Annotated in this window: 12 protein-coding genes and 1 pseudogene; 10 read left to right on the top strand and 3 right to left on the bottom strand. The window is 74.2% G+C overall.

Annotated elements, in window-relative coordinates; genetic code table 11:
• The first annotated feature begins 100 nt into the window (after nt 1-100).
• Genes A6Q79_RS15000 through A6Q79_RS14990 form a run of 3 tightly spaced genes read left to right on the top strand, consistent with a single transcriptional unit; the run spans nt 101 to nt 4342 of the window.
• A complete protein-coding gene (locus tag A6Q79_RS15000) occupies nt 101-1951 on the top strand; it encodes a biotin carboxylase N-terminal domain-containing protein (RefSeq protein ID WP_286689210.1) in 1851 nt (616 codons plus the stop codon).
• Nucleotides 1948-2877, top strand: a complete 930-nt coding sequence (locus A6Q79_RS14995) for a hydroxymethylglutaryl-CoA lyase (RefSeq protein ID WP_289017665.1) — start codon at nt 1948-1950, stop codon at nt 2875-2877. The genes A6Q79_RS15000 and A6Q79_RS14995 overlap by 4 nt, the downstream gene beginning before the upstream one ends.
• Before the next feature lie 40 nt (nt 2878-2917).
• Complete coding sequence (locus A6Q79_RS14990; RefSeq protein ID WP_289017667.1) at nt 2918-4342, top strand: NAD(P)/FAD-dependent oxidoreductase; 1425 nt, start codon at nt 2918-2920, stop codon at nt 4340-4342.
• Nucleotides 4343-4453: 111 nt separating this feature from the next.
• On the opposite strand, the gene A6Q79_RS14985 is transcribed toward A6Q79_RS14990, so the two are convergent.
• Nucleotides 4454-5254 (bottom strand): class I SAM-dependent methyltransferase, encoded by an 801-nt coding sequence (locus A6Q79_RS14985; RefSeq protein ID WP_317698700.1) that lies wholly within the window; start codon nt 5252-5254, stop codon nt 4454-4456.
• Entirely contained in the window at nt 5203-5895 is a 693-nt protein-coding gene (locus tag A6Q79_RS14980) for an NAD(P)/FAD-dependent oxidoreductase (protein WP_317698699.1), read from the bottom strand. Before A6Q79_RS14980 ends, A6Q79_RS14985 begins: the two co-directional genes overlap by 52 nt.
• 108 nt (nt 5896-6003) lie before the next feature.
• On the opposite strand from A6Q79_RS14980, the gene A6Q79_RS14975 reads away from it, so the two are divergent.
• From A6Q79_RS14975 to A6Q79_RS14955, 5 genes are read left to right on the top strand one after another with little or no spacing between them, the layout of a single operon-like run.
• Entirely contained in the window at nt 6004-6327 is a 324-nt protein-coding gene (locus A6Q79_RS14975; RefSeq protein WP_289017670.1) for an SAV_915 family protein, read from the top strand.
• The gene (locus A6Q79_RS14970; RefSeq protein WP_067860794.1) at nt 6324-6632 is read left to right on the top strand and encodes a hypothetical protein; all 309 of its coding nucleotides are present in this window, start codon (nt 6324-6326) and stop codon (nt 6630-6632) included. Before A6Q79_RS14975 ends, A6Q79_RS14970 begins: the two co-directional genes overlap by 4 nt.
• On the top strand, nt 6629-7792 hold the full coding sequence (locus A6Q79_RS14965) for a WXG100 family type VII secretion target (RefSeq protein WP_253021409.1): 1164 nt from the start codon (nt 6629-6631) through the stop codon (nt 7790-7792). The genes A6Q79_RS14970 and A6Q79_RS14965 overlap by 4 nt, the downstream gene beginning before the upstream one ends.
• Nucleotides 7768-8598, top strand: a complete 831-nt coding sequence (locus A6Q79_RS14960) for a hypothetical protein (RefSeq protein ID WP_317698698.1) — start codon at nt 7768-7770, stop codon at nt 8596-8598. The genes A6Q79_RS14965 and A6Q79_RS14960 overlap by 25 nt, the downstream gene beginning before the upstream one ends.
• Nucleotides 8595-9167, top strand: coding sequence for a helix-turn-helix domain-containing protein (locus A6Q79_RS14955; RefSeq protein WP_067860788.1), 573 nt, complete (start codon nt 8595-8597; stop codon nt 9165-9167). The genes A6Q79_RS14960 and A6Q79_RS14955 overlap by 4 nt, the downstream gene beginning before the upstream one ends.
• 123 nt (nt 9168-9290) lie before the next feature.
• On the opposite strand, the pseudogene A6Q79_RS14950 reads toward A6Q79_RS14955, so the two are convergent.
• A pseudogene (locus A6Q79_RS14950) lies at nt 9291-10142 on the bottom strand (EamA family transporter); the annotation flags it as partial.
• A 39-nt stretch (nt 10143-10181) separates the two neighbouring features.
• Between A6Q79_RS14950 and A6Q79_RS14945 the strand changes: the two are divergent.
• Nucleotides 10182-10727 (top strand): CGNR zinc finger domain-containing protein, encoded by a 546-nt coding sequence (locus tag A6Q79_RS14945; protein WP_286689216.1) that lies wholly within the window; start codon nt 10182-10184, stop codon nt 10725-10727.
• Nucleotides 10724-11269: GyrI-like domain-containing protein (locus A6Q79_RS14940; RefSeq protein ID WP_317698697.1), on the top strand; the 546-nt coding region annotated here is incomplete at its 3' end. The genes A6Q79_RS14945 and A6Q79_RS14940, both read left to right, overlap by 4 nt.

The following is an 11269-nucleotide window of genomic DNA, read 5'->3' as shown; positions in this document are numbered from 1 at the left end:
CTGCAGGCCTGCGCGAACGCGCCCGTCCCGTCCTTCGCCGACCGACCCGAGACCGACGCCGGTGCGCCCGGCTTCGGCGTCTTCCGGATGTGAGCCGACCATGACCGAGACCACCGCACGCCCGATCGAGACCGTCCTGGTCGCCAACCGCGGCGAGATCGCGCGCCGCGTCGTGAGTGCCTGCCGGGCCGCGGGACTGCGGAGCGTCGCCGTCCACACCGACCTCGACGTCGCCTCCTTGCACGTGGCCGAGGCCGACGACGCCGTGCGCGTCGGCTCCTACCTCGACGTCGCGGAGGTCGTGGCCGCGGCCGTCGCGTCGGGTGCCGACGCCGTGCATCCCGGCTACGGCTTCCTGTCGGAGAACGCCGGCTTCGCGCGGGCCGTGCAGGAGGCCGGCCTCGTGTTCGTCGGACCGTCGCCCGAGGTGATCGAGCTGATGGGCCGCAAGGACCGTGCCCGCGACGTGGCCGAGCGTGCCGGCGTGCCGGTGACCCCGCGGCACGACGTCGACGACGTGCCGCCCGACGCGTACCCCGTGCTCGTGAAGGCGGCCGCCGGTGGCGGCGGCAAGGGCATGCACGTGGTGCGTCGCCCCGAGGACCTCGCCGGCGCGGTCGCCACCGCCCGACGCGAGGCGGCGTCGTCGTTCGGCGACGACACCCTCCTGGTCGAGGCGTACGTCGAGGGCGGCCGGCACGTGGAGGTGCAGGTCTTCGGCGACACCCACGGCACGGTCGTGCACCTCTTCGAGCGCGACTGCTCCGCCCAGCGCCGCCACCAGAAGGTCGTCGAGGAGGCACCCGCGCCCGACCTCGACCCCGCGCTCCGCGACCTGCTGCACCGCTCGTCGGTGGCGCTCTGCGAGGAGGTCGGGTACGTCGGTGCCGGGACGGTCGAGTTCCTCGTAGCTGGTGCCCCGGGCGACCAGACGGCGTACTTCCTGGAGATGAACACCCGCCTGCAGGTGGAGCACCCGGTCACCGAGCAGGTGACGGGCCTCGACCTCGTGCAGTGGCAGCTCGACGTCGCCGCGGGCCGGCCGCTCCCGCTCACTCAGGACGAGATCACCTGCACCGGCCACGCCGTCGAGGTGCGCGTGTACGCCGAGGACCCCTACACGGGGTTCCTGCCGCAGGCCGGCCACGTGCTCGACGCGCGGTGGGGCGGGCAGCAGGGGCACGAGGTCCACGCGGCGATCGAGGGGGAGGCGCACGTGTCGTCGGCGTACGACCCGATGCTCGCCAAGCTCGTGGCCCACGGCCCCGACCGCGACGCGGCGATCGACACGCTCCTGGACGTCGTCGACGGGTCCGCCGTCGAGGGCATCGCCACCAACCTCGGGTGGGTGCGTCGGCTCGTCGACTCCGCGCCGTTCCGCTCCGGGGAGGTGCACACGGGCTGGCTCGACGCCTACGAGGGTCCGCTCCTCGCGCGACCTGACGTCGCACCCGAGGCGCTGCGTGCGGCCGCGCTGCTGCTCGGCGAGCCCGAGGACACCTCACCGTTCGGCCGGGGCGACGGCTGGCGCTCGGCCGGACCTCCGAACCCCCTCGTCGTGCACGTCGCCGAGCCCGACGGCACGACCCACGCCGTCACCGTGGACCGCGGGCACGAGCACGCCGACGCCACCGCGCGCGGACGTCGCGTCTGGGCCACCTGGCAGGGCCAGACCTGGGTCCTCGAGCAGGCCGACGCCATGCGACGCACCTCGTCGGCCGCGGCCGGCGACGCCGCCGTCGTCGCGCCCATGCCCGGGTCGGTCGTCGCGCTCGACGTCGAGGTCGGCGACGTCGTGGTCGAGGGCCAGCGACTCGGTGCCGTCGAGGCGATGAAGATGGAGCTCGCGCTCGTGGCCCCCCACGCCGGCACGGTCACCCACGTCGGCGCCACGGTCGGCGACCAGGTCGCCATGGGCCACGTGGTCGTGCACGTCGAGGAGTCCGCGTGAGACTCCCCATGGTCGTGCCCGAACCGGGCCTTCCCGACCGGGTGACGATCTACGAGGTCGGACCCCGCGACGGGCTGCAGAACGAGAAGACGGTCGTCCCGCTCGACGTGAAGGCCGCGTTCGTGCGCCGGCTGGTCGCCGCGGGGCTGCCCGTCGTCGAGGCCACGAGCTTCGTGCACCCGCGGTGGGTGCCGCAGCTGGCCGACGCCGCCGACCTCGTCGAGGAGCTGCGCGAGGGTCCCACGTTCCCGTACCCCGTCCTCGTGCCCAACGAGCGCGGCCTCGACCGTGCGCTCAAGGCCGGCTGCGCCCACGTGGCCGTCTTCGCCAGCGCCACCGAGACCTTCGCCGCGAGGAACCTCAACAGCACCGTCGCCGACCAGATGACGATGTTCGCGCCCGTCGTGCGTCGCGCCCTCGACGCCGGCGCCGACGTGCGCGCCTACGTGTCGATGTGCTTCGGCGACCCGTGGGAGGGTCCCGTCGACCCCGACGCGGTGGTGCGGGTCGGGTGCGAGCTGCTCGAGCTCGGCGCGACCCAGCTGTCGCTCGGCGACACGATCGGCGTCGGGACCGCCGCCCAGGTCGGCGACCTCGTGCGCCGCTTCGGTGCGGCCGGCGTCGGGGCCGACCGGCTCGCGCTGCACTTCCACGACACCTACGGGCAGGCGCTCGCCAACGTCCACGCCGGGCTGCAGGCGGGGGTCACGACGTTCGACGCCTCGGCGGGCGGGCTCGGCGGCTGCCCCTACGCGAGGAGCGCGACCGGCAACCTGGCCACGGAGGACCTCGTGTGGTTCCTCACCGGGCTCGGGATCGGGCACGGGGTCGACCTCGACGCGCTCGTCGCCACCAGCACCTGGATGGCCGAGCGGCTCGGCAAGACGCCCGCCAGCGCCGTGGTGCGCGCGCTCGGCGGCGCCTGAGCGACGCGCTGCATCGTCCGGCCGGTGCGAGGATGAGGACATGACGTCGGCAGTGGTGGTGGGCAGTGGTCCGAACGGTCTGGCGGCGGCGGTACGGCTCGCGCAGGAGGGCCTCGACGTCACCGTGCTGGAGCGGTCGGACCGGGTCGGAGGCGGCACGCGCACGTCGGAGCTGACGGTGCCCGGCCTCCTGCACGACGAGTGCTCAGCCTTCCACCCGATGGGCGTCGCCTCGCCGTTCCTCGGCTCGCTCGACCTCGAGCGGCACGGACTGCGCTGGCTCTGGCCCGAGATCGACCTCGCCCACCCGCTCGACGACGGGCGTGCCGGGGTGGTCAGCCGCGACATGGAGCGCACGGCGGCGTCGCTCGGCGTCGACGCGCGCACCTGGCGTCGGCTGTTCGAGCCGCTCAGCGACGGGTTCGACGACCTGCTCGCCGACGTCCTGCGCCCTGTCGTCCACGTGCCGTCGCACCCGTGGGCGCTCGGTCGGTTCGGGCTCAACGCCGCCCTCCCCGCCACGCTCCTCGCCCGACGCTTCGACGACGAGCCGGCGCGGGCACTGTTCATGGGAGTCGCCGCGCACGTGTTCGGCCGCCTCGACACCCCGCTGAGCGCGTCCGTCGGTCTCATGCTGACCGCCGCGGGCCACCGCTACGGCTGGCCGGTCGCCGAGGGCGGGTCGCAGGCCATCGCGGACGCCCTCGTGTCGCTGCTGGAGGAGCTCGGCGGCACCGTGCGCACCGGGGTGCAGGTGACGAGCCTCGACCAGCTGACCGACGCCAGCGGCGCACGTCCGGACGTCGTCATGCTCGACACCTCGCCGCGTGGCGCCCTCGGCATCGTGGGCGACGCGATGCCGTCGATCGTCGCGCGGGCGCTCCGCGCGTACCGGTACGGTCCGGCGGCGTTCAAGATCGACCTCGCGGTGGAGGGCGGCATCCCCTGGACCAACGACGACGTGCGCCGCGCCGGCACCGTGCACGTCGCGGGTGACGCGGCGGAGGTGGTCGAGGCGGAGGGTCGCACGGCTCGCGGCACGATGCCCGAGCGTCCGTTCGTGCTGCTGGGCCAGCAGTACGTGGCCGACCCCAGCCGCTCGCAGGGCGACGTGCACCCGATCTGGGCCTACGCGCACGTGCCGCACGCGTGGCCCGGCGACGCGACCGAGCAGATCATCGGCCAGGTCGAGCGCTTCGCGCCCGGCTTCCAGGACCGGATCGTGCAGGTGGTCTCGAAGAGCACGGCACAGCTCGAGGCGTACAACCCGAACTACGTCGGCGGCGACATCGGCACCGGCGCGAACACGTGGCGCCAGATCCCGCTGCGCCCGCGGCCGACGCTCGACCCGTACTCCCTCGGGGTCGAGGGCGTCTACCTCTGCTCCGCCGCCACCCCGCCCGGCGGCGGCGTGCACGGCATGGGTGGCTTCAACGCCGCCGAGACGGCCCTGCGCCGCCTCTGACCCTCCTCTCCCCTCCCCCGCTGAACCCACCCCCGCTGAGTGTGACGTTTGCGGGCCGAGAACCACGCTTTCCGCCCGCAAACGTCACACCCAGCGGGGAGGGGGAAGGGGTCAGCGGCGGGTGGCGACGAGGATGCTGTCGCGCACGACGTGGGCGCCCATGCCGGTGTGGGTGCGCTCGACGACCTCGGCGCGCGCGTCCCACGTCTCGTCGAGCGCGGGCAGCAGAGCCTCGGGCTCGAAGAGGTCGTCGCGTGCCCTGACGCCCGCCGGCACGTCGCCCGGGTGGTGCCCGACGACGAGCAGCGTGCCGCCGGGTGCCACGGCCGACGCGAGCCGGCGCACGACGTCGAGCATCGGCTCCGGAGGCAGGTGGAGGTAGTGCGCCGTGACGAGGTCCCACCGCTCGTCGCCCGGCTCCCACGTGCGGACGTCGCCGACGCGGAACGACGTCCGCTCGCCCACCCCGGCGTCGTGCGCGTGCTGTCGTGCGCGGTCGAGCCCGTTGGGCGAGAAGTCCATGCCGGTGACCTCCCAGCCGTGCTGCGCGAGCCAGATGACGTCGCCGCCCTCGCCGCAGCCGACGTCGATCGCGCGACCCGGCTCCAGCGCCTCCGCCTTCGCCGGCACCTGCGGGTTGACCCGGCCGCTCCAGACGGCCGACGGGGAGCCGTAGCGCTCCTCCCAGGCCTCCGGCTCGCGCATCGCCTCGCGGGCTCGCTCGACCGCGGCCTGGGTGTCCTCCTCGACCAGACCGGCATTGAGGAACGCCCCGGCCTGCACGCCCGCTGCGGCGGCCGCCGCCACCGTGGCCATGGGCGCTGACGCGTTGCCGACCGCCAGCACGCCGGGCACCGGCGTCACGCCGTTCGCGTCGGCCACGAGCCCGACGGCGAGGGTGGTGCCGTGCATCGGACCTCCTCGACCCGGCCCTCGACCACCGCCTGGCCGCGAGCCCGTAGCGGCTCGCGCTCGCCGTGCCCCAGCGCGACGTCGTGCGCGAGCACCGTGAGCTCTTCGGTGAGCTGGCCGAACAGCCCGGCCTGGTGCAGCCCCATCGGCGACGTCAGCAGCACGCCGACGCGCTGGTCGCGCACCTCCCACCCGTGGCAGTAGGGGCAGTGCAGCACGTCGCGTCCCCAGCGGTCGGCGAGGCCGGGCACGCCGGGCAGCTCGTCGACCACGCCGGTCGCGAGCACGACACGACGTGCGCGGAAGCGGCTGCCGTCGTCGAGCGTCAGGCCGAAGCTCGGCACGTCGCCGGGCAGCGCCTCCGCGTCGACGACCCGACCGGCGACGACCGTCGCGCCGTACGACTCGACCTCCTCGCGACCGAGCCGCGCGAGCTCGAGCGGCGGCGTGCCCTCGCGCCCGAGGTAGTTGTGCATGTGGTCCGCGGGCGCGTTGCGCTGCTCGCCGGCGTCGACCACCACGACGGATCGGCGGGAGCGGGCGAGCACCAGCGCTGTGCTCAGCCCGGCGGCGCCTCCTCCCACCACGACGACGTCGACGGGGGTGCCGGAGGAACGGGGAACCTCGATGTTCGTGCTCATGGGTCGAGCATGCGCTCCGTGGCGTTCAGACGACAAAGAACTTTGCTGTTCTGGCAACCCCGGGGCGCTGCAGCGTCTGGCACGATGGGTTCACGACTTCGGTGCTGCGTGAGCGGCCACACCCTGGGGGAAGACATGACCGACCAGCCAGATGGACGCCGGCAGATTCCGCCGGTGCTGTACCTGCCTTGCCGTCCGACCATCCCGGGCGAGTCCCCGCAGGTCGAGCTCCGCACCCTCGAGGACGGTCGGCTCGCCCTCCTCGCATACACCGCGCTCGACCGCTTGGCGCGCTGCTGCGGGGACCACCAGCCCTGGACGCTGATGGAGACCGGCCACCTCTCCACCCTGCGTGAGCAGGCGCGTTACGACGTCGTGCTGCTCGATCAGGAGCTGCCCGCCGAGGTCCGGCACACCGGAGGTTCCTTGTGAGCGACCTGCGGATCGAGCCCGGTGCCGGCGAGGCGATCCGCGACCTCCACCTCGAGGGAGCCGAGCTGATCGAGGGTACGGGGGAGTCGGCGCCCGGCACCGTCGACGCCGGTCCCGGGTCCTCGGCGATCTCGGCGATCCTGTCGAACGTCATGTCCGAGGCGAGCGACCTCGCGGCCGTCCACCGGGCCGTCGCGACCGTGATGGGCCAGGTCGTCGACCAGTACGACGCCACCGACGAATCCATCCGCGACGCCTTCGACCAGGTCACGCGCGGGCTCCCTGCCGACGAGGGCGGACGATGATCGAGACGAAGCTGGAGGGGGACCCGGCGGCGGTCCGTGCCGCCGCCACGTGGGTCTCGGACACCCTGCGCGCGAAGGTCGGCGAGGCGGGCGAGCGGGGCACCTCGGCCCGGCAGCGCGCCGGTCGCGACTGGGAAGGAGCCGCCGCCGAGGCCTACCGTGACGTCGCGAGCCAGGTGATCGACGCCGGTGACGAGCAGGAGGAGCACCTCGGTCGCGTGGCGGAGAAGTTCCGCACCTACGCCGTCAAGCTGACGCACGCCCAAGAGCACATGGCCGATCGCCGTGCCGAGGCCACGGAGGGCGGGCTCACCGTGGCCGGCACCGTCATCCAGACCCCGCCGGAGCCGCAACGTCCCGCCGACCTGCCCGCCGGGTCGACGGAGGCGGAGCGCACCGCGTGGGACGCGGAGAACGACCGGTTCGAGCAGGCGAACGACAAGGTCGAGCTCTACAACCGGCTGCTGGGGGAGGTCGAGCAGGAGCGCACCACCCTCGATGAGTGGATCGACGCGAACCTCACCCACATCGCGACGGCCGACGACCCGACTCTGCTGTCCTACCTCGTCAAGCAGCTGCAGAAGCTGCCCGCCACGGCCATGCTCTTCACGATCGACCTGCGCAAGGGTCGGCTCGAGGAGCTGGCGAACCATCACGGCAGCGAGGCGGCACGCCTGCGTCGCGAGGCGGCCGAGGCGCGCCGTGCGCAGCGCTCCGGCAACCCCGCCCGACGCGCGGCGGGCGACGCCGTGGACGTCCGCGGCAACCGTCAGGCCGCGCGGGGCCTGGACGCGCTCGCCGAGGGGTCGGAGCGGATCGCCCGGCGACTCCCCATCGTCGGGGGGCTGCTCACCGTCGGCCTCGCGGGCAACGACATCGCCAACGGCGACTCGCCCGGTCAGGTCATCTCCAGCGAGGTGCTCGCGACGGGGGCCGGCATCGCCGCCGGGGCCATCGCGGTCACGGCAGGTGCTCCCGTCCTGGCCGTCGCCGCGGTCGGCACCGTCGCGGCCGTCGGCGTCGGCATGCTGGCGGAGTACGCCTGGGACCACTGGGTCCCCGAGGACGTCACCGAGGCGATCGACGAGGGTCTGCGCGACTTCGGCGAGGGCGTGAAGGACACGGCGAGCGACGTGTGGGACGCGGTGACCCCGTGGTGAGCGGCGCGGAGGCGCGGCCGTCGTCGCCGAGACCGCCGGTGGGCCAGGTGCTCGGCATGGGTGCGGCCGCTGTGCTGCTCGGGCCGGCCCTCCTCGCGGCGTCGGTGCTGCTGCTCACCCGTGGCGACCTGCTCCTCGCCCTGGCCGGTGCCGCCATGGCGGCGACCGCCGTCCTCGCGGTCGGATACCTGCTGCGCTTCCTCGCCACGCCGCGAGGCGCCCACGCGTCGACGCTCGTCGACGCCGCCACCGTGCTCCCGGAGTCGCGCCTGGCGCGGTTCCTCGCGTGGGGCACCACCGGGGCCGCCGTGCTCTTCAGCGCCCTCCTGGTCCTCTCGGCGGTCGCGGGGTCGGGCTCGACGGGGCCGTCGGTCGGGCTCGTCGGTGCGGCGGTCGTGCTGGTCCTCGCCGTGCCGACCGTGGTCGCCGTGCTTGCAGGTCGCCGCCCTCGGGGCGCCCTGGTGCTCACCCCCGACACCGTCCGGTTGCGCACCTGGAGCTCCGAGCGCGAGATCGCGTGGGACGACGTCGTCGAGGTGGTTGCGCTGCGGCAGCCGCGTCGTACGCTCGTCGTCTACGCACGCACGGCGGACCAGGTGCGGGTGCTGCGCGCCCCGACCGGGTTCGGCGAGCAGCAGGCACGACCGATCCCGGAGGCCGAGAGGGCGCTGGCGATCTCGTTCCCGCACCTGAGCGGCGACCCGACCGTCCTCATCGCCGCGCTCGACCACTGGCGTCGTGTTCGCCGTGACCGTGCCGAGCTCGGCACCGAGGCGTCGCTGCGTCGACTGGAGCCCGGCGCATGACCGCCCCCTCCGACCTCGGCGAGGTGCTGGCGGGCGTCGGGCCTCGGCTGCGGCAGCTGCGCCTGGAGCGCGACGCGACCCTCGCCGACGTCGCGGAGCAGACCGGCATCTCGGTGAGCACCTTGTCGCGACTGGAGTCGGGGCAGCGCAGGCCGACACTCGAGCTCCTGCTGCCCCTCGCCGCCGCGCACGGTGTCGCACTCGACGAGCTCGTCGACGCGCCCGAGACCGGCGACCCTCGCGTGCGGGCGCGCCCGGTGGTGCGGCACGGTCGCACGTTCGTGCCGCTGACGCGACGTCCGGGCGGGCTGCAGTCGTACAAGATCGTCATGCCGGTGGAGGCCGACGCCGAGCCGAGCCTGCGCACGCACGACGGCTACGAGTGGATGTACGTCCTCTCGGGGCAGGTGCGTCTGGTCCTGGGCTCGCGCGACCTGACGATCGGGCCCGGCGAGGTCGTCGAGTTCGACACCCGCACCCCGCACTGGGTGAGCAACCCCGGCCCCCACCCCACCGAGGTGCTGGCCATCTTCGGCCCGCAGGGCGAGCGGATGCACGTCCGCACCTGACCTCGCCTCGGGTGCGCGTTTGCGTGGGGGCCCCACCCAAGCGTGCAGATCCGGCGCATCTGTGGGCGACGTCGCCCCGTGCTCCTCGACGTGCCGGGGCTCGCCGACCTTGACCAGCACGACGCCGGCCAGGACGAGCAGGCCGCCGAGGAGCTGGGCCGTGGTCGGCAGCTCGTCGAGCAGCAGCCACGCGAACAGCACGGCCATGAGCACCTCCGACAGGGCGACGAACGACGCCACGCGCGACCCGAGCCGACGTCCGGCCGCGATGCCCGTGACGTAGGCGAGCGCCGCGGTCACGACGCCCAGCAGACCGACGAGCAGCCACCAGGGGAGCGCGACGTCGCCCAGCGTCGCGACCGGCGGCAGCCCGACGCGGTCGTCGGCCGACAGCAGGAAGTAGGTCGCGGCGCCGATCGTCGCGCCGAGGGCCCACAGGACCCCGACCCCGTCGAGGGAGACCCCCGACAGCAGGCCGAGCACGAGCGCGAGACCCGCCATCGCGACGACGGCGCCGGCGACGGTGAGCCTCCCGGGGCGCTCCCCGCGGGCGACCCACAGGAACACCACGACGGCGACGGGCGCCATGTACTCGATGAGCAGCGCCACGCCGACCTGCAGCGTCTGCACGGCGTAGAAGTAGCAGAGCTGCGCGCCGGCGACGGCGAGCAGGCCGTAGAGCAGCACCGTCGGCGCGGCGCGGCGGACCAGGCTCCAGCGACCGCGCATCGCGAGGGCCGTCGGCAGCGCCACGACCGCGGCGGCGACGCCCATCCGGACGGCCGCTGCGGCGCCGGCGCTCCAGCCCGACTCCAGCAGTCCGCGGGCCAGGGACCCGGAGAGCCCGAAGGCCGAGGCCGACACCAGGGCGAACGCGAGGCCCGACGCGGTGCGTCCGCTCCCGGCGTTCGGGGAGCGTCGCGACGGCGCCGAGGCGCCCGCCAGCGATGCTGCGTCAGGAGCGTTGCTGGTCATGGGTCCTGACGATAGGGGCGAATGTCGTAAGGTGTCAACATGGTCTTCGCTCATGACACCGAGGCGAACCTGCTGGCCGCCGTCGAGCTGGCGAACTCGGCCGAGGAGCCCGACACCCTCACCTCCGTGGCGGAGCTCGACGGCTACTACGAGCGGCACGGCTACACCGGCCGGCACGACCGCGACCGCGCGGAGCTCGACGAGGTACGCGCGCTGCGCGCGACCCTGCGTCGACTGATGACGGCCGAGCTCGACGAGGCCGTCGCCGTCGTCAACGACCTGCTCGCCGCGTTCCCCGCGCAGCCCCGACTCGTGAACCACGGGCCCCTCGGCTGGCACCTGCACGTCGTCGACGACGACCGGCCGCTGCACGAGCGGATCGCCCTCGAGACCGCCGTCGCGTTCAGCGAGGTGGTGACCGCCGGCGAGCTGTCCCGCTTCGCGACCTGCGCCGACGACGGCTGCGACGGCATCGTCCTCGACCTCTCTCGCAACCGCTCCCGTCGCTTCTGCAGCACCACCTGCGGCAACCGTCACGCCGCCGCGGAGTACCGGGCGCGCCAGCGCGAGCAGGAGCAGGCGTGACCCTCGACCGCAAGCGCACCCTGACCCACTACCGCGCGCGGCGCGGGGTCTTCGACGTGCTCGAGGTGCCGCCGCTGACGTACCTGGCGGTCGACGGCCAGGGCGACCCCAACACGTCCGCCTCCTACGCCGAGGCGCTCGCCGCGCTCTACCCCGTCGCCTACGCCCTGCGGTTCGCGGGGAAGGCGCGCGGCCACGACGAGACGGTCATGCCGCTCGAGGCGCTCTGGTGGTCCGACGACATGGCCGCGTTCACGAGCGCGCGCGACAAGAGCCGCTGGAGCTGGACCACGCTCGTCCTCGCGCCCACCTGGGTCGACGACGCCGCGTTCGCCGACGCCGTCGCGACCGTGGCGCGCAGGAAGCCGGAGCTCACCGGCCTCGACCGCGTCGACCTGCGGGTGCTGCACGAGGGTCTGTGCATCCAGACGCTGCACGTCGGCCCCTACGACGACGAGGGCCCAGTGCTCGCGCGGATGCACGACGTCGAGATCCCGTCGGCAGGGCTGCGCCTCACCGGCCGCCACCACGAGGTCTACCTC

The sequence above is a fragment of the Aeromicrobium sp. REDSEA-S32_B7 genome, assembly GCF_001626145.1.
Lineage (GTDB): Bacteria > Actinomycetota > Actinomycetes > Propionibacteriales > Nocardioidaceae > Aeromicrobium > Aeromicrobium erythreum.
This window is presented reverse-complemented; position numbering and strand designations above follow the sequence as displayed.